19 protein-coding genes and 1 pseudogene are annotated in these 15,846 nt (G+C 42.5%); 7 read left to right on the plus strand and 13 right to left on the minus strand.

Annotation, left to right across the window (positions count from 1 at the left end):
* Positions 1-22 precede the first annotated feature (22 nt).
* Positions 23-328, plus strand: coding sequence for a DUF2627 domain-containing protein (locus NYE72_RS21465; RefSeq protein ID WP_036676028.1), 306 nt, complete (start codon positions 23-25; stop codon positions 326-328).
* Between the two features lie 243 nt (positions 329-571).
* Here the strand turns inward: NYE72_RS21465 and NYE72_RS21470 are convergent, their stop codons facing one another.
* The 3 genes from NYE72_RS21470 to NYE72_RS21480 are packed head-to-tail and all read right to left on the minus strand — an operon-like array spanning position 572 to position 4,393.
* Complete coding sequence (locus tag NYE72_RS21470; protein WP_036676026.1) at positions 572-2,431, minus strand: ABC transporter ATP-binding protein; 1,860 nt, start codon at positions 2,429-2,431, stop codon at positions 572-574.
* Positions 2,412-4,145 (minus strand): ABC transporter ATP-binding protein, encoded by a 1,734-nt coding sequence (locus NYE72_RS21475; RefSeq protein ID WP_036676023.1) that lies wholly within the window; start codon positions 4,143-4,145, stop codon positions 2,412-2,414. The genes NYE72_RS21470 and NYE72_RS21475 overlap by 20 nt, the downstream gene beginning before the upstream one ends.
* 17 nt (positions 4,146-4,162) lie before the next feature.
* The gene (locus NYE72_RS21480) at positions 4,163-4,393 is read right to left on the minus strand and encodes a hypothetical protein (RefSeq protein WP_036676022.1); all 231 of its coding nucleotides are present in this window, start codon (positions 4,391-4,393) and stop codon (positions 4,163-4,165) included.
* Positions 4,394-4,529: 136 nt separating this feature from the next.
* On the opposite strand from NYE72_RS21480, the gene NYE72_RS21485 reads away from it, so the two are divergent.
* Positions 4,530-5,099 carry a thymidine kinase gene (locus NYE72_RS21485; protein WP_036676019.1) on the plus strand — a complete coding sequence of 190 codons (570 nt, stop codon included), beginning with the start codon at positions 4,530-4,532 and terminating at the stop codon, positions 5,097-5,099.
* 64 nt (positions 5,100-5,163) lie between these two features.
* On the opposite strand, the gene NYE72_RS21490 is transcribed toward NYE72_RS21485, so the two are convergent.
* Entirely contained in the window at positions 5,164-5,682 is a 519-nt protein-coding gene (locus NYE72_RS21490; protein ID WP_036676018.1) for a DinB family protein, read from the minus strand.
* Between the two features lie 137 nt (positions 5,683-5,819).
* Between NYE72_RS21490 and NYE72_RS21495 the strand changes: the two genes are divergently transcribed.
* The 3 genes from NYE72_RS21495 (at position 5,820) to NYE72_RS21505 (ending at position 7,466) form a co-directional block, all read left to right on the plus strand.
* The gene (locus NYE72_RS21495; RefSeq protein ID WP_162164254.1) at positions 5,820-6,485 is read left to right on the plus strand and encodes a hypothetical protein; all 666 of its coding nucleotides are present in this window, start codon (positions 5,820-5,822) and stop codon (positions 6,483-6,485) included.
* Positions 6,486-6,989: 504 nt separating this feature from the next.
* Positions 6,990-7,109: a cyclic lactone autoinducer peptide gene (locus tag NYE72_RS21500; RefSeq protein ID WP_139329854.1), complete on the plus strand. Its 120-nt coding sequence runs from the start codon at positions 6,990-6,992 to the stop codon at positions 7,107-7,109.
* A gap of 21 nt (positions 7,110-7,130) precedes the next feature.
* Entirely contained in the window at positions 7,131-7,466 is a 336-nt protein-coding gene (locus tag NYE72_RS21505; RefSeq protein ID WP_036676016.1) for a LytTR family DNA-binding domain-containing protein, read from the plus strand.
* A 575-nt stretch (positions 7,467-8,041) separates the two neighbouring features.
* Here NYE72_RS21505 and NYE72_RS21510 read toward each other — a convergent pair.
* The 5 genes from NYE72_RS21510 to NYE72_RS21530 form a co-directional block, all read right to left on the minus strand.
* The gene (locus NYE72_RS21510; RefSeq protein WP_036676014.1) at positions 8,042-8,350 is read right to left on the minus strand and encodes a hypothetical protein; all 309 of its coding nucleotides are present in this window, start codon (positions 8,348-8,350) and stop codon (positions 8,042-8,044) included.
* Between the two features lie 122 nt (positions 8,351-8,472).
* Positions 8,473-9,132: a helix-turn-helix transcriptional regulator gene (locus NYE72_RS21515; protein WP_036676012.1), complete on the minus strand. Its 660-nt coding sequence runs from the start codon at positions 9,130-9,132 to the stop codon at positions 8,473-8,475.
* Positions 9,133-10,081: 949 nt separating this feature from the next.
* On the minus strand, positions 10,082-10,258 hold the full coding sequence (locus NYE72_RS21520; RefSeq protein ID WP_141118485.1) for an S-layer homology domain-containing protein: 177 nt from the start codon (positions 10,256-10,258) through the stop codon (positions 10,082-10,084).
* 39 nt (positions 10,259-10,297) lie between these two features.
* Positions 10,298-10,705 (minus strand): hypothetical protein, encoded by a 408-nt coding sequence (locus NYE72_RS21525; protein WP_076141335.1) that lies wholly within the window; start codon positions 10,703-10,705, stop codon positions 10,298-10,300.
* A 117-nt stretch (positions 10,706-10,822) separates the two neighbouring features.
* Positions 10,823-11,740 carry a LysR family transcriptional regulator gene (locus NYE72_RS21530; RefSeq protein ID WP_076098659.1) on the minus strand — a complete coding sequence of 306 codons (918 nt, stop codon included), beginning with the start codon at positions 11,738-11,740 and terminating at the stop codon, positions 10,823-10,825.
* 164 nt (positions 11,741-11,904) lie between these two features.
* Between NYE72_RS21530 and NYE72_RS21535 the strand changes: the two genes are divergently transcribed.
* A complete protein-coding gene (locus tag NYE72_RS21535) occupies positions 11,905-12,654 on the plus strand; it encodes an SDR family oxidoreductase (protein WP_036676006.1) in 750 nt (249 codons plus the stop codon).
* 79 nt (positions 12,655-12,733) lie between these two features.
* Here NYE72_RS21535 and NYE72_RS21540 read toward each other — a convergent pair whose 3' ends face one another.
* From NYE72_RS21540 to mobB, 4 genes and pseudogenes are all read right to left on the minus strand, one after another.
* Positions 12,734-13,024 carry a MazG nucleotide pyrophosphohydrolase domain-containing protein gene (locus NYE72_RS21540; RefSeq protein ID WP_036676004.1) on the minus strand — a complete coding sequence of 97 codons (291 nt, stop codon included), beginning with the start codon at positions 13,022-13,024 and terminating at the stop codon, positions 12,734-12,736.
* 153 nt (positions 13,025-13,177) lie between these two features.
* On the minus strand, positions 13,178-13,663 hold the full coding sequence (locus NYE72_RS21545) for a molybdenum cofactor biosynthesis protein MoaE (RefSeq protein WP_076297415.1): 486 nt from the start codon (positions 13,661-13,663) through the stop codon (positions 13,178-13,180).
* Positions 13,664-13,903: 240 nt separating this feature from the next.
* Positions 13,904-14,233, minus strand: a pseudogene (locus tag NYE72_RS21550) (NTP transferase domain-containing protein); the annotation flags it as partial.
* Positions 14,217-14,888 (minus strand): molybdopterin-guanine dinucleotide biosynthesis protein B, encoded by a 672-nt coding sequence (gene mobB / locus NYE72_RS21555; protein WP_339212105.1) that lies wholly within the window; start codon positions 14,886-14,888, stop codon positions 14,217-14,219. The gene mobB and the pseudogene NYE72_RS21550, both read right to left, overlap by 17 nt.
* Positions 14,889-15,022: 134 nt before the next feature.
* Between mobB and NYE72_RS21560 the strand changes: the two genes are divergently transcribed.
* The gene (locus NYE72_RS21560; protein WP_170914207.1) at positions 15,023-15,736 is read left to right on the plus strand and encodes a YwiC-like family protein; all 714 of its coding nucleotides are present in this window, start codon (positions 15,023-15,025) and stop codon (positions 15,734-15,736) included.
* Positions 15,737-15,846: the final 110 nt, after the last annotated feature.

Below are 15,846 nucleotides of genomic sequence, written 5' to 3' on the forward strand. Positions count from 1 at the left end.
CTAAGAGGGGTAGGAGACACTTATGAAACTGTTAATTTCACGCTTCATTGCCATCCTTATTCTTGTGTTTCCGGGCTTAATAGCAATGAAGGGCTTCCTTATGATGAAGGATGATATTTTTGATTACATATCCATGCATGGTGATGATACCGTTGTGCCCCACTTTGCTTGGCTGCATTTCGGTGGTGGATTGCTGCTCTTCGCAGCTGGCATGACTTTCCTTGGTGGCTGGATTCTGGCTAGGGACCGTAAGAAGAATTACGTAGGTCCAAGGTTCAAGGAGAAGCAAAAGGTGAAACAAGCCGGAACGCAGGAAACGATCTCTTAAGATGCTATGTTAAACTTAGAATCAGCTTTTTCATCTCATCATTTGTTCATCTGATCATATGAATCTCGAATCGCACACAATCAAGCCTTATTACCCTGCTGATTGTAATTTGTACAATAGATTTCCCCACATTCAAACCCTCCCAGCTCACCCGATCTGGTGCTCGTTATCTATCACAAATAACATAAAGGCGAGAACTTTCAAGGACGCAATCTGCGCTCCCTGAAAATTCTCGCCTTTTTCTTAAATACCAGACTTATCAAGTGCCTCGTTCCGCCGCCCCTGTACCAACTCACTGTACAGTCCGCCTTGCTTCAGCAGCTCTTCATGAGAGCCTTGCTGCAATAATCTGCCGCCCTGAAGCACAAGAATTCGATCAGCCGCACGAATCGTGCCAAGTCTATGAGCGATGACGAAGCTCGTTCGCCCTTTCATCAGCGCCTGCAGCCCTTCCTGAATCTTGATCTCGGTCACTGTATCAATACTGCTGGTTGCTTCATCAAGCACAAGCATAGAGGGGTTAGCAAGAATCGCTCTCGCAATGGAGAGCAGCTGCTTCTGCCCTTGGCTTATACCGCTGCCATCCGCCGAGAGCATCCGTTCATAACCTTCGGGCATTCGCATAATAAAAGAATGGGCATTGGCCAGCTTAGCCGCCTCTTCAACCTCTTCATCGGACGCATCCAGCCTCCCGTACCGGATGTTATCGCGGATACTCCCTTTGAACAAAAAGGAATCCTGCAATACAAAGGCCATATGACTTCTCAAGCTTTCCCGCCGAATCGAAGTGATATCTAAGCCATCCAGCGTGATTTTCCCCTGATTAGGATCATAAAAACGGGATAACAGCCCTATTAGCGTTGTTTTGCCTGCACCGGTAGGTCCAACTAAAGCGATCATCTCACCAGGCTTCGCTTCAAAGCTGATATCCTGCAGCGTGTTAGAACCTCCATCATAAGAAAAAGCTACATTTTCAAACTTCACCGCACCCTGTACAGTTTCAAGTGATATGGCTGCACCTTCATCTTTAGCCTCGGTCTCTTCGTCCAGCACTTCAAACACCCGTTCTGCCCCTGCCACCGCTGAAAGCAAGGTATTCCACTGATTCGCTAAATCATTAAGCGGACGAGTAAACTGGCGGGTATATTCAACGAATACGATGATCACACCCACTGTAATCGACCCACGGATCGCAAGCAGACCACCAATTCCTGCAACAATGGCGAAGCTGAGATTATTAAGACCATTCATAAGCTTGGGGATGAAACCAGAAATGGACTGCGCCCAGTAACCTGACAGCATAATTCGCTTGTTGCGTTCATGAAAACCGGAGATGACCCGTTCCTCTTGTGAAAAAGCCTTGATAATCCGTTGTCCGGATAAGGTCTCCTCAATATAACCGTTAAGCTCCCCTACATTGCGCTGACGTTCTTTAAATAGTGGGCCTGTACGGCGTGTAATCCAGCGCATGCCTAACAACATCAAAGGCACGACGAGGAATGTGAGCAGCGTCAACAAGGGACTAAGCCACAGCATAACCCCTACGGTTCCCAGCAAGGTTAAGACACTTGAAAATATCTGAATAGCCGAGCTATTCAACGTAGAGCTGACGTTCTCGATATCATTGGTAAGACGGCTCATAATTTCTCCCTGCTGTCTCCGATTAAAAAAGGAAATGGGCAGACGGTGTAAATGGGAGAATAGCTCCGTACGCATCCGTAATACAGTTTCTTGAGCAATTTCGATCATCCATATGTTTTGCAGCCAAGAAGTCAGAGAATAAAAAATGTACACACAAGCAAGGCTTGTCAGAAAAACAACCCATGAGCGCCCGCCGGTACCTTCCAGATAATTATCCACCGCTCTGCCAATCATGTATGGCCCCAGCAGCGCTAGCGCTGAGCTGAAGACAACCATGATCAGTACAAGAATAAGCTTGGCTTTACGCTCAGCTAGATAACTCCAGATCCGGATCAGCGTCCCTGACCAATCCTTCGCCTTTGCTTTGGGTTTGCCGCCAGATGCTGTCCCTAGACTTCGTCCCACGCCAAGTTCAAAGTTCGGTTTAGGATGACGAAAAGGTTCAATTAATGCTTTGAACATGCTGCTTCGCCTCCTCTACCTGTGATTCATAAATCTTGCGGTACAGCTCGGAGCTTGCCATAAGCTCCTTATGCGAGCCTTTGCCAATTAATCGTCCCTCATCCAGCAACAGGATCAAATCGGCTGATGCCGTTGAACTGATTTTCTGAGTAATCAAAAAGGTTGTACAGGAGATATCCTTTAGCGCCTCCAGCAAAAGCCCTTCCGTAACCGCATCAAGTGCACTGGTGCTGTCATCAAGGATCAACATAGCCGGTTTCCTAACAAGTGCGCGGGCAATCGTTAACCGCTGCTTTTGTCCGCCGGAGAGATTAACCCCTCGTTGACCAAGCATCGTGTCATAGCCATCCGGCAACCCTTTTACCGTCTCGTGAATTTGTGCAGCCGCCGCTGCTTGTTGGATTTGTTCAAGTGTGGCGTGTTCATTGCCCCATGCAATATTATTGCGGATTGATCCGCTGAAAAGCTGCAATTCCTGAGGCACATAACCTATCGATCTCCGCAGTCTGGAAATATCGATATCAGCACTTTTTTCACCGTCAATCCAAATGGTGCCGTCTGTCTCTTCATACAAGCGCGGAATCAGACTCACGAGTGAGGATTTTCCTGATCCGGTCGCCCCCATAATCGCTACTCGCTCACCAGCAGCTACTTCAAAATGAATGTCCTCCAGGACAGAGATATCACTATTAGGATACTTAAAGCAAACGCCTTCAAATTTAACGTGGCCCTGTATCGGCTCGCCTTGCAAAGTCCCGCCTTCACGAACTCCAGCTCCCGCTTCCATAACTTCTGAAACACGCTGAGAGGAGGCACGAGCGCGGGAAAACGTTACAACAAGACCAGATATAGCTGATAGTGCTCCAATCGTTCGCAAGGAGTAATTAATAACAGCAACAGTCTGACCCAAAGTAGCATCCCCATTGGAGATGGCTATCCGTCCAAACCATAAAATCGCCAAAATCGCCGCATTCACAATAAGCATAACAAAAGGCATCGTCGTCTCAGTCAAACGCAAGGCAGACACCGTTGATCTCATCAAATTCCCGCTAAATACCGTGAAACGTTCAATCTCATACCCCATACGCACAAATACGCGGATCAAGCGAATACCCGTAAGATTCTCCTGAATCACGCCATTAACTCCGTCTAAACGCTGCTGGACCGTACGAAATAACAAGGAAGCTTTTCTCATAATCCAGTAGAGGAAAAAAATCAACAAAGGTAACGCCACCGTCAGCAGTAATCCCAGCTTCACATGAACAACTAACGCCATAATCACACTGCCTACCACAACAAGTGGCACCCGTGTCATAAAGCGCAAGCTCATAAAAATAGTATCCTGCAGCTGTGATACATCACCAGTCAGACGGGTAATCAGTGAAGAGGTAGCAAAACGATTGAATACTTCATACGTAAAAGACTGTACCTTTTCGTACAATTTGTCCCTAAGATCGAACGCAAAGCTCTGACTTGCATGGGCAGCAAAAAAAGAACTGAGTACCCCGGCTGTAAACGCAACTACCGCGCTGCCGATCAATACACTGCCCCACAGCCATACTACAGAGGTATCTTTTTCTCGGATCCCTAAGTCAATGATTTTGGAAATGATCAAAGGCTGTGATAATTCTACCGTCAATTCAATGAGCATCATTACAAGGGCAGCTATTGCAGCTACCTTATATTTTTTGAGAAAAGAGAAAATCAAAGCCATTCGCATACCCTCTTTTTCTATTCGTACAGTGCATCCCTTAACCGAGTTGACATCGTGGAAGCCTGTCCAGTTTTCAGTATTGCTCTACGCAGTGCTTTATTACTCCGATTCAATTCCACCAAATCCGCCATCATTTCTTCCAGCAAGCTTTCAGTGTCACTGGATAAATCTCCATTCTGCTGCAAAAGAGCTAACCGTTCCTTATATTCGTCTAATCTTTCAGTCACACTTATTACTTCCTTTCCCATCTCTTATTACCTCTTATCATACCACATCCAAACAATCGCAATGTTTTCACTGGATACATCCGATCCGAATATGATACTCTAATATGGTCGCATTTTTAAGATATAATCAATGTTTTTTACGAAAGGATAGATGGAAGTGGCACAATTGTTTTTCAAATACGGAGCAATGAACAGTGGTAAATCTATTGAGATACTCAAGGTTGCACATAATTATGAAGAGCAGGGGAAATCGGTGCTTATTTTCACTCCATCCATAGACGACCGGGACGAGGTTGGTTTTATTTCTTCTCGTATTGGGCTTCGGAAACAAGCAATCCCCATCGATGAGAACACAGATATTTATAATATCGTCAGCAGTAACCAACCTAAACCACACTGTGTACTTATTGATGAATGTCAATTTCTAAGCAAGGAATGTATTCTCCAGCTAGTGCGTATCGTTGATGAGCTGGGTATTCCGGTAATGGCCTTCGGACTTAAAAATGATTTTCAGAATCAGTTATTTGAAGGCAGCAAATATATGCTGATCTACGCTGATAAAATTGAGGAAATGAAGACGATCTGCTGGTTCTGCGAGCGCAAAGCTACTATGGCTCTACGAGTAGAAAACGGCAAGCCCGTATATAGCGGCAAGCAAATCCAGATTGGTGGTAATGAAGCTTACTATCCGGTATGCCGCAAATGTCACAAGAATCCACCGCTATAGCCGTGTATAAAAAGCATCCCAAAGCCATAAAGGCTATTGGAATGCTTTTTTGATTAAGAAGATATTACCCTAAATATCTATCTTTAAGAATATTCAAATGATGATGGTCATGTCCAATCATAATGCAGGCCTGAGCTCTCGCAGAAAGAGTAGCCTCGTTAACTATTCCCTTCCGGATCCATGCTTCCTCCGGCAGAGTTTCCATTAGGAGTAATGTCGATTCTCGAACAAGCTTGTAATGGGCCAGTAATGCTTTTAAAGTGTGTACTTCGAAATTGGCGTTAAGTACGTAGTCTTTCTCTTCAAAACCCGGCAGTGGAGTCGTATCCCCTCTGGCGATGCACAATAAACGGTAGGACATGATTCTTCCGGTATCAGCCAGATGTCCGACCATTTCCTTGATACTCCATTTCTCTGGAGCGTAACGATAGTCCCCTTGTTCTTCCGTAAGATTCGAAATAAAAGTGCAAATCTCATCCGTCTGCTCTCTAAAAATAGTAATGATGTCTCCTTCAGCTGGCACTAAATCGACATATTTTGATAATTCTTCGAGATACTCACTGCTTTCTGGACGTCGCCCCATGTCTAAACCCCTCTCATTTTGAATTTTTTTGAAAAAATAGGAGGAAAATTATACTGTAGTTGTTGTATTTTAGCTCATTTTATACGATACTTGCAATAATAGGGTTGGTTAAACTAGAAGTCATCGGGAGTGTCGGCATGCTAGATTTTATTCTTTTTATGATATTTTCAATACTAGAGACTTATGCAATGTTTTTTCTGGCTTTCAAAATCTTCAAAATTGATCTATATCATAAAGAGATGGTGTTTGCTAGTTTTATTATGGGCTTTTGTTCTTATACAATTAGGATCAACTATGGGATGTTTCCATTAGATATTTTCTCACAATATGCACTAATGTTTTGTTTTATGTGGATGTTATTCCGGATTCATCCCTTCTACGCTTCTATATTAACAGGGATGACCTATCAAGCATACTTGGTGATTCAGACCAGTCTTATGTATCTATTAAACTCTGTAATCATCATGCCTCTAAATATCTTGAACCCGATTACCAAAAACATGATTACAATGCAGGTTTTATCAGCATTAACCGCGATTCTCATTGGTATGTATGTAGGTCATAAACGTATTGGATATGACTTTGTACCTGATAAACCCGATGTAAAAATTAAACCAACGACTAATGAAAAAATATTATTCGCTCTTAATCTTCCTACAATAATTGTCGTCACTTCACTCAACTACTTTTTTGAATCTTGTTTCTTTTTCATAATCCCATTTCTCTATGGAATACTATTATGGGGATATCTATATTTCTCATACAAAAAGGACAGAAATAATTATGAATCATTTATCTCTTAAAATTGTTGAGTTCATTAAGAAAAGTAATCCAGAGCAAACGCATTCTATTGAAATCATGCATTATGCCCTTAGCATTATTATGAATACTTTATTAATTATTATGACTTCGTTATGCATTGGCGGGCTCACTGGACAGCTAAAGGAAACATTCTTAGCCTTATTCAGCTTCATACTCCTAAGAATGTCATCTGGTGGTGTGCATTTAAAATCCGCAAGAGCCTGCAATATTGTATCTATCTTTATCTGTTCACTTATCCCTCATATTACCTATCTAATACATAACCATTTGATTTGGATTAATCTTTTTTCTTTAATTGTAATGATCTTATGTGCTCCGAATCCTGATGCTAATGCCCAAATCCCCAAAGAATGGTATTTGGGTTTAAAGATCATTTCCATAATTCTGGTTTCTTTGAATTTTTGGATCCATTCGTCTGTCATTGGATTGGCATTTTTAGTTCAATCCTTTACAGTTATAATCCCATTACAAAGGAGGTCAATCAGATGAAAAAAACCTTAGCTCGTTATGCTTCTAACCTACTGGGTACTTCTGCTCAAGTTTTTACAAAAATTCTAAAACCAGCAGCTTACAGCCCTGAAATTCCAAAAGAACTGCGCAAGTAATTAAACAAGGATGGGGAAAAGATGCGTGTCTTACAGAAAGACGGTTCCTCTAGTGATATTCTAGAGGAAGATATATTGTATTTCTCGAATTATAAAAATACAATATTCGTCCATACGAAAGAAGGCGAATTTATTCTCCCCACCACGCTTTCCGATCTTTCCGTAGCGTATGAGGGTAAGGGATTCGAACGCCTTGACCGCAGCAATGTCGTCAATATCAACAACATAGAAGGCTATGATCCCGGGCGGAAGATTGTATGCTTTAATCAAGGTACGCAGTTCACTACTGTTTCGGAATCCAATGAACCGCGCCTTAAGAAGTATCTTGCTTCACAAAAGAAAAAACCGTCAGAATAAAATTCAGTTTTTTAATAATCCCGGCATGTTCACGCATGCCGGGATTATTTTATTAAAAATTGAAACTTTTTAGCAATTTCCTCAAAATCGCACATTATGCCATAATAATCCTCAAATGTAAAGATAAATTCGTAGGATGAATGACAGGAGACGGATCCTATTCCAAATGATACCATATAGATAAACCTATAATAAAAACAATTAATGATGGAGGATCATAATGAATTACTATTTTCATCCCTCTCCACGGCCCTCATCTCTGGAATCTATATCTGACGAGGATTTACTAAGAATCTATGAGCTAGCGGTTGATGCCCATGCGTTACCGGATTTCATTGAAATTATTAAAGATATCATGAGAGGTAGAAATCTCATAGATTCTGAAAGTATATAACATCCCCTTCCCCATTAAATTCACACTGCGCATGGTACACATTATTCTTCAGCTTCAACCAACAATAAACTCCTTAGGTCGCCTTAAGTCAAGTACATAAACATAAAAAAAGGTAGAGCCTCCGCGGCCCTACCTTTTTTATATGCACATATGATGGTTAATCTGAGATAAAAATAATGCTCTATTCTGTAATTTCTGTTTTGAAAACATTTTCCAATTTGCCGCCGAGTCTTTTCTTCAAGGGAACTTTAATATCTCTGCCCAATTCTTTAAAGAAAGTTTCAACATCACATTTCACATTTTTTGCAGTTGCGATTACCGCACCATCACCAACAATGTTTTGATTCGCTTCAAGAGGAACATCAACTTCGATGTCATACTTTTTGGATAATGTCTTGATGTAACGTGCGAAGATCTCCAGCAATTCCTCGTTATTAAAATTCTCTATAGCGACTTTGCCCTTGCTGGTAAACTTCATGTTAATTTTCATTATTAATATCCCCTTTTCTGTCAAACCATTTTTAGTTGTTAGTTTATGGATCAAGATGAATAGATGGCTGCAAGAAAGGGCAACATTCATTCATTTTTGAGATCATTAGCAAAAGGCATACATTATTTATAAGCACCCTTTATTTGTTGTACTTTAAACTGAGTAAATTCTTTAAGTGCTTGTATGACCTGATCCTGTTCCTCTTCCTTCAGTTCATAAACGCACTCCCGTAGCCACTCGCCAAATAGAAAGGCTTGACGCCCTTTACGGGGGCTCTTTCTTAAGGAGTCGAGGTTACCCTCAAACTTATCGTTCAGGACATCGGTCAGATTGTATTTCTCAATCTTCTCTATTACCATTCCTGCCCCATATTCCGTTTCGTAAACTATAACTTCATTCGAATCAAAGGAAACGTACGATGTTTCTTTCCCTTCCTTCGCTCTGAATTCCTTAAGCTTGTTAAAGGCTGTCTCGTAGATGTAATCTTGAGACTGTTTGAGCTGTGGCAGCTCATATCCTTGCTTCAAGGTCTTGATATATTCAATATCTGGCATATAATCTGCCAAATGGTACATCCGATTCTTCAGATCCGTTCCAAGCGCTTCAATGATCTTGTCCAGATTGTCTTTAAGCGGAATGCTCTCTCCACGTTCGATTTTGCTGAGCTGTGAGTAACTTATACCGCTCTTTTCTTCCAGTCCTCTTAAGGTTAACCCTCTCGTCTTTCTGATGTGCCGAATGAAATTACCCAGCTCATCGGGATAGTTCTCAAAATCATTCATGGGAGTCACCTCCCTACTATCATAACACAACATAACAATTTGTGTTGGCTAATAACAATTATTCCTTGTTTTTACTTGCCTCTGAAGAGTAATTCCCAGTATTCCACGCCCAATATAACCCTATCTTTACAAAATACCGGAAAAAGACTCGGCGCTCGTCTGTAAGCATTTGGAATATGCTCGATACTCGCCTCAGTTTTACTATACGCTTAAACCCCATCTGTATTCTGCATCTTATCTTCCGTTTACTGACTCAGTTTACTGACTCAGTTTACTTACTTTACTCATCTAGCTCACCTTCTCAACTTGCTCACTTTACTCACTTGACTTACCTAGCTCACTTGGCTCACATAGCTCACCTTACTCACCTTACTCACCTTACTCACCTTATTAACTCAATTCTACTTCATCGGACCGAGGAGACCTTATTAAGCTGATTTCTGCCATTCTGCTCAGCTATCGGACTCAAATGCAGCTATTCATTAAAATATATTACGATTCCGTGCAAAAGTATGACAATAAGAGCTATGGAGTCCGAAAAATTGGAAAAATAGACCAAAAAGTTAAAATAGCGGCAATACAGTCCGTTACGATCCCAAACCATCGAGGCTATCTGTTAAAACAAACTTTCTTGATAAAAGTAGCTCGTCCGAGCCAAACTTACCAAGTGTGCATCGCTGTTGGCACACTTTAGCTTTAGCGTACCTCAGTGAGCGTACTTTAGCTTTAGCACACCTCAGCGAGCGTGCCTCAGCTTTATCGTACCTTAGCGAGCGTGCCTTAGTTCTCTGTTCTCCATATACACTTACCTTTTGTGTCTCACCCTTATTTTTACTTTTACTCCGCTTCCCCCTCAGTGTATTCATGCGTGCGTATCCTGCGTATATCCCACTAATCCAATTATCAAAAAAACAGCCAGTCCCCATAAACCTGAGACTGGCCATAATCATTACTCCATAACACTCAGCAGGTTGAGGATCATCTGTGCACTTTCAGCACGTGTTCCGTTTTGGCACGGTGCAAATTGCCCTTCAGCACGTCCTTGCATCAAACCAAGTCTGTACACTTCGCTGGTTGCCTCTTGAGCCCACTGTGGAGCAAGACCAATATCATTGAATGCCGAAATGTTACGGCTAGCTACAGATACACTACTCTTGGTGTAAGCTTAAAATCCATTGGGAACACCCGTAGCAAAACCGGGGATTTCATAGAAATCACCGTTGATCCCTGCGATCACTCGGTTTCCAGGCGAATCCGCATACATGGCCATTTCGGTAACGCCCTTCATACCGTATACCTTTCCATCCTTCGTACCTGCCCGCAGCTCCAAATTTCCTTGTTGCGGGTTGAACTCCACTGCATGTATCTTTTGTAAACCACGTTCATTCTGGAGATCTATCCAGGTATACATCGCCCCGGGTGCAAGCTCTGTTTGGCGAACATCAATAACGGTTCCGTAATCTGTTGCTGGTAAATCAGAAATGGAAGCGCGAACAATTGCTCCCGGTTGTAACAACGAAATCAACAAAACAAAGATAATAACAACATTAATTTGCCTAAGATACCATCTCACTGTGTTGACATCCTCCCCACTTGGCTGTCCTAATATCGATCTGAGCTTGGACAACATCATAGGGTTAATATTAACTAGGAAGCGTAAAGGTTAGATAAAATTTACCAAGGCATACTGTTAACTTCGTCTAATCATTTCATCAAATTCATGCTTTAGCCTGTTGATAAATCTCCGGGCGGTCTGGGAGGTCTGTTTTGAAGCAGAGACAATAGCTCCTGAATATTTCGCACGGGTATCTGGTGATCGTAACTCGATGGTTTTCATGAAGCCTGGAGAACCCTCTGATATTTTTAGAAACGAATAATCCAGACCAATTGTGATGGCCAGTCCTTCTGCAACTGCATTCTCAATCGCCCGTGTGTTGTTACTTACAAAAAGCAAATTGATCGGCCCATAGCCAGATAAATATCGCTCTACATAGTCCTTAATGTAAGAATCATCGTATAAAACCAACGTCTGCCCCACTAACTGAGCAGGTGTAAGGATGGAATTCAGGGCAAGCGGTGAGTGAGGATGTACACCAACTACAATCTTTCCTTCCACTAACCGTTCAAACTTAACCCCTTTATATTTGTCAGGCATTCCCTCCGGCGAGACCATAAGTCCAATATCCATTTCATCCTGAAGTACATTATCCAGAATTTCTTTGGGTCCCTTTTCAAAAATCTCTATTTTCACATTTGGAAAATCTGCCTTAAAGCTAGAGATTACCTTCACCATCAAATGCATGGGTCCGGGTATCGTAGCAATTTTCAAATGACCACTTAACGTATCGCTGTAAATCTGTGCTTCTTCTTTTAATTCATTTACTTTCATCAGGACTTCATTTGCTTTGCTAATAATGGCATTTCCTTCTGCTGTGGGAACCGCCTTTTGCCCGCGCGAACGGATGAACAAAGTAACTCCCAGCTCAGCCTCCAGCATGGTAATGGACTGACTCATTGCGGATAGAGTGATATGACGATTCTGAGCTGCTTTGGTTAAAGAACCAATCTTTGCGACTTCTACGATATTCTCGCACTGCTCCAAATTCATTTGAATCACCCCTTAAGTTAATCTTTACTTAATAACTATTAAATTTACTTAAATTTTAATTAATTTAGACAAGTGCTACAATGTAAACAAGTTAGTAAGTAACCATTTTTACTATATCAACTTTCATTTCTAGTATAACTATATTTCTCGAGGAGGAAACTCAAATGACAGACAAAAGAGTAGCCGTAATAACAGGTGGAGCCAGTGGAATCGGGAAACAAACCGCCATTAAATTTGCAAGTAAAGGTGATCAAGTTGTCGTTGCCGATTTCAATCAACAATTAGGTGAAGAAACGGTAGCACAAATTATTAAAGATGGTGGCGAAGCTATTTTCGTCAAAACTGACGTCTCAAAATACGAAGAAGTTGAAGCACTCGTTCAGAAAACTGTAGATACTTATGGAAGAATTGACGTAATGTTCAACAATGCCGGCATCGGCCGCGTCACTCCTGTACTAGACCAAGACCTTAAGGATTATCATAGTGTCATTAATGTCAATCAGCATGGCGTAGCCCATGGGATTATCGCTGCTGGTAAAAAAATGCGTGAGCTCGGCATTAAAGGTGTGATCATCAATACAGCTTCTGTATTTGGATTCCTAGCTTCCCCAGGTACATTCGCATATCACGCTTCCAAAGGTGCGGTCATTATGATGACTAAATCCGCAGCACTAGAACTTTCCGTCCATGGTATCCGCGTGCTTGCCGTTGCTCCAGGCGCTGTAGATACGCCAATTATCCAAGGATATAAAGATCAAGGAATGGTCGACCAAATGAAGAGTAAAGTAATGGGTAACAAATTAACATTGCCTGAACAAGTTGCAGACACTGTATACTTGCTCTCCTTACCAGAAGCTAGTGCAATTAACGGTAGTGTTGTAATGGCTGATGAAGGTTATGCTTCATTTAAATAAAATTTCGGGTGAAAAAAATCCAAGGCTTCCCACAGAGGAGGTCCTTGGATTTTTTTTTATAGTATTCAATAGATACACCTTACTCCCAAGTCCTCTGTTCATTAATCTCCAGCTTACGTTTAAAAGCCTGCTCCAGATCAATGCCAAGTTTATTGGCCAGATCAAAAATATTCCACACCACATCGTACATCTCGTATCCCAAGTTTTCTTTCCGCTCTGCATCTGGATGAAAAGATACGGACAAAACTTCTTTGGACAACTCCCCAACCTCAGTCATTAAGTACAGCATTCTCTGCTCAATGGTGCTGGTATCAAACCCTTTGATTTCACTGAACTCCTTAACATACTGTTGAAACTCTGCTGCATTCATTTCCTTACGCCTCGCTTTTTGGGTAAAAATCCCTATGTTCTATTGCTGCCTTAGGTTTAGATGGCTTGAATTGATTTATATTATACTACAAGGCAATTCGAACAGTACTCATTTATGTTCTTTGCTTCCTCCCCTGCTTCATTAATAGCGCCTCTACTTCTTATCTTCTGCAGGAACATCCGGAAATAATGGCCGCCCTTCCGGATAGGTTAATTGATTCAGCTGATCGCCAACCCATGCTTCGCCGTCTTCGCCCATTTCTTTTTTCCAAATAGGCACGATTTCTTTAATCCGGTCAATCACATATTCATTCGCTTCGTAAGCGGCCTTACGGCGCGGCGAGGATACAGCGATCACAACGGCGATATCAGTGATTTCAAGTTTTCCTATCCTATGGGTTACAGCAACCATAGTATTTGGCCAACGCTCATTCACTTCCTGCCCAATTCGTTCCAATTGCGCTACAGCCATGAGCGGATAAGCTTCATATTCAAGATATAATGTCCGCTTACCCTGCGTGAACTCCCGTACAGTGCCTAGGAATAAGGTAATCGCTCCCGCTTCTCTACGCAGGACTTTATCAGATACCTCCGCTGGTGTGATCGGTCCGTCTGTAATTTCAAATAATGAACTGCCCATGTGATCACTCCCTTTCGATAGATGCAGCAAATCCTTATATTGCTCAGGTGTATCTACATCTACAGTGAAATCCTCATATATACCAGCACCAGCAAGGTCGCCCTTATCTACCCCTAACCAATGCATCGAATCTAATAATCCTGATAGCCGGTACTGTCGTGTTTCCAGTCTATCAATGATACTTGGCAAAATCAGGTGCGGCCGATATACCCCATGGAGCATCTGATGCTTACCGTTAATGATGGGAAGAACAGCATCATAGTCGCCTTCCTTGAACCGGGTGAGCATCCACGAAGCTGCAGGGGCTGAAATATTAGGACTATCGCATCCGACAACCCAAGCATAATCCGTTTCCACCCTGACAAAAGCGGCATGAAACCCGCTTAAGGGTCCATGCCCTTCATAGATGTCCGGTAGAAAAATGAGACCGGATGGAAGACAATCCTCATACAGGGATGCATCTTTCGTAACAATAATGATCTTGGAGCAAAGGGTACGCATCTCCTTCACCTGTCTAACAATAAAATGCTCCCCGTGATAGGTCAGGAGCGCTTTATTCCGACCCTTCATCCGGGAATTCTGTCCCCCTGCCAGTATTATTCCAGTCAGCACAATGTGCACCTCCTGTAAGGGAATCTCCTTCTCTTATGTCAGGGATTCCCATATTAGATTGAAGCAGCGACAAAGCCAGGTTGAGGACCTCCTGATCAATAAGAGCTTGATCCCTTAAAAGTAGTACAGGGGTAGTATTCTTGCTTACCGCAGACGTTACACTTTTCATATTAGCGTCCTCCTCCCAGCTTAACCACATATAAATATTCGTTGCTTGACTTCGCAGATTTATCATTTCATTTACATTGCGGATCAAGGCGATTTTGGGATAATCTGCAGATTTGAACCCTTCAGCAATCAGCAGATCAACCTTACCATACATAGACTGTACGATTTCTTCTAATGAAGTCTCGGACTTCCGCATTATTCTTGTAGCCTCAGACGATGTCAGTACGGTTTCAATCGCACCGTGCAGCAGATGCCTGCTGCTGTCTGTACCCGGATCATCTAATTGAAAATGGTGAGCATCGTGTTTAGCAGACCCGACGCGTATACCTTGAGTAGATAGAGCGCGAATTAAACGGCAGGCAAGTGTTGTTTTTCCGCTATTCTTGTACCCGACAATTTGTAATACAGGAACCGGACCCTGTACTGTTGCATGATGAGATTCCATACTCACGATGTTTACTCCTTTTCTTAAAATGATTAGTGCTTCAAATCACCCGGGTCCCCTCAAGGAAAAACGTATAGTTAAAGAGTATGGCATCCTCGCATGCCATGATATTTCAGGGTAGGAGGATGTTTACTATGAAGAAGTATATCCCTAACCAGCACGGCGCCTGGGCGATGCTCGTCCTTCCCTTTCTGTTCGGGGTAGCCGCATCCCAGGAGCAACCGATACATATTCCGCTGTTTGCTTGCTGGCTTCTGATCTATTTGTTCAGTTTTCCTTTACTGCAGGGGGTGAAGACAGGAAGATTTAAACGCTATGCCCAGCCCTTGAAGGTATATGGAATTCTGCTACTCCCTTTGATCGTCTATCTGGTAGTAGCCGAACCTAAGTTGTTATGGTTTGTTCTACCGCTCGTGCCTTTGTTCGCTGTAAATCTCTATTATGCAAAAACTAAAAATGAACGTGCCCTGCTCAATGACATCTCGGCCATTTTGGCATTTTGCCTGATCATTTATCCGGTCTTCTACGTCGGTCAGGGAGAAAGCTGGCGGACAGCGACCGAGTTGTTCCTGCTGGCTGTCCTGTACTTTGTCGGAACCGCTTTGTATGTCAAAACCATCATCCGTGAACGAAATAATATTAGCTTCTATTACGGATCTGTTCTATATCACCTGCTGGTTGCAGCAGCCGGGCTGTTCCTGTTTCCATCTCTGCTTGTTCCGCTGCTCATCCTGCTTGTGCGGGCAGCTGTCCTGCCAAAGACGGGCATCACAGTAAAACGTACCGGAATCATCGAAATTGGCTTCTCCTTTATGTTATATGTGTCTGTGCTCGTGTTGTACTTCTAGTATACAGTTGTAAAAAACCAGAAAGCTCATCTGCCGGTAATCCGGGTAGAGGAGCTTCCTTGTTGTTGCGTTAGTCTATTCTGCGATCATTTCCGGATTGCTCGATCCTG

Origin of the sequence: Paenibacillus sp. FSL L8-0333 (genome assembly GCF_037965665.1) — a bacterium.
Classification (GTDB): domain Bacteria; phylum Bacillota; class Bacilli; order Paenibacillales; family Paenibacillaceae; genus Paenibacillus_AQ; species Paenibacillus_AQ odorifer.

What these genes read in the sequence shown, in the direction of transcription:
- NYE72_RS21475 (WP_036676023.1), bottom strand. Translation starts at nt 4,145, where the DNA reads ATGGCTTTGATTTTCTCTTTTCTCAAAAAATATAAGGTAGCTGCAATA.
- NYE72_RS21540 (WP_036676004.1), bottom strand. Translation starts at nt 13,024, where the DNA reads ATGAATGCAGCAGAGTTTCAACAGTATGTTAAGGAGTTCAGTGAAATC.
- NYE72_RS21535 (WP_036676006.1), top strand. Translation starts at nt 11,905, where the DNA reads ATGACAGACAAAAGAGTAGCCGTAATAACAGGTGGAGCCAGTGGAATC.
- NYE72_RS21515 (WP_036676012.1), bottom strand. Translation starts at nt 9,132, where the DNA reads ATGAATGATTTTGAGAACTATCCCGATGAGCTGGGTAATTTCATTCGG.
- NYE72_RS21480 (WP_036676022.1), bottom strand. Translation starts at nt 4,393, where the DNA reads ATGGGAAAGGAAGTAATAAGTGTGACTGAAAGATTAGACGAATATAAG.
- NYE72_RS21490 (WP_036676018.1), bottom strand. Translation starts at nt 5,682, where the DNA reads ATGGGGCGACGTCCAGAAAGCAGTGAGTATCTCGAAGAATTATCAAAA.
- NYE72_RS21545 (WP_076297415.1), bottom strand. Translation starts at nt 13,663, where the DNA reads ATGGGCAGTTCATTATTTGAAATTACAGACGGACCGATCACACCAGCG.
- NYE72_RS21500 (WP_139329854.1), top strand. Translation starts at nt 6,990, where the DNA reads ATGAAAAAAACCTTAGCTCGTTATGCTTCTAACCTACTGGGTACTTCT.
- NYE72_RS21560 (WP_170914207.1), top strand. Translation starts at nt 15,023, where the DNA reads ATGAAGAAGTATATCCCTAACCAGCACGGCGCCTGGGCGATGCTCGTC.
- NYE72_RS21495 (WP_162164254.1), top strand. Translation starts at nt 5,820, where the DNA reads ATGCTAGATTTTATTCTTTTTATGATATTTTCAATACTAGAGACTTAT.
- mobB (WP_339212105.1), bottom strand. Translation starts at nt 14,888, where the DNA reads ATGGAATCTCATCATGCAACAGTACAGGGTCCGGTTCCTGTATTACAA.
- NYE72_RS21510 (WP_036676014.1), bottom strand. Translation starts at nt 8,350, where the DNA reads ATGAAAATTAACATGAAGTTTACCAGCAAGGGCAAAGTCGCTATAGAG.
- NYE72_RS21530 (WP_076098659.1), bottom strand. Translation starts at nt 11,740, where the DNA reads ATGAATTTGGAGCAGTGCGAGAATATCGTAGAAGTCGCAAAGATTGGT.
- NYE72_RS21465 (WP_036676028.1), top strand. Translation starts at nt 23, where the DNA reads ATGAAACTGTTAATTTCACGCTTCATTGCCATCCTTATTCTTGTGTTT.
- NYE72_RS21505 (WP_036676016.1), top strand. Translation starts at nt 7,131, where the DNA reads ATGCGTGTCTTACAGAAAGACGGTTCCTCTAGTGATATTCTAGAGGAA.
- NYE72_RS21470 (WP_036676026.1), bottom strand. Translation starts at nt 2,431, where the DNA reads ATGTTCAAAGCATTAATTGAACCTTTTCGTCATCCTAAACCGAACTTT.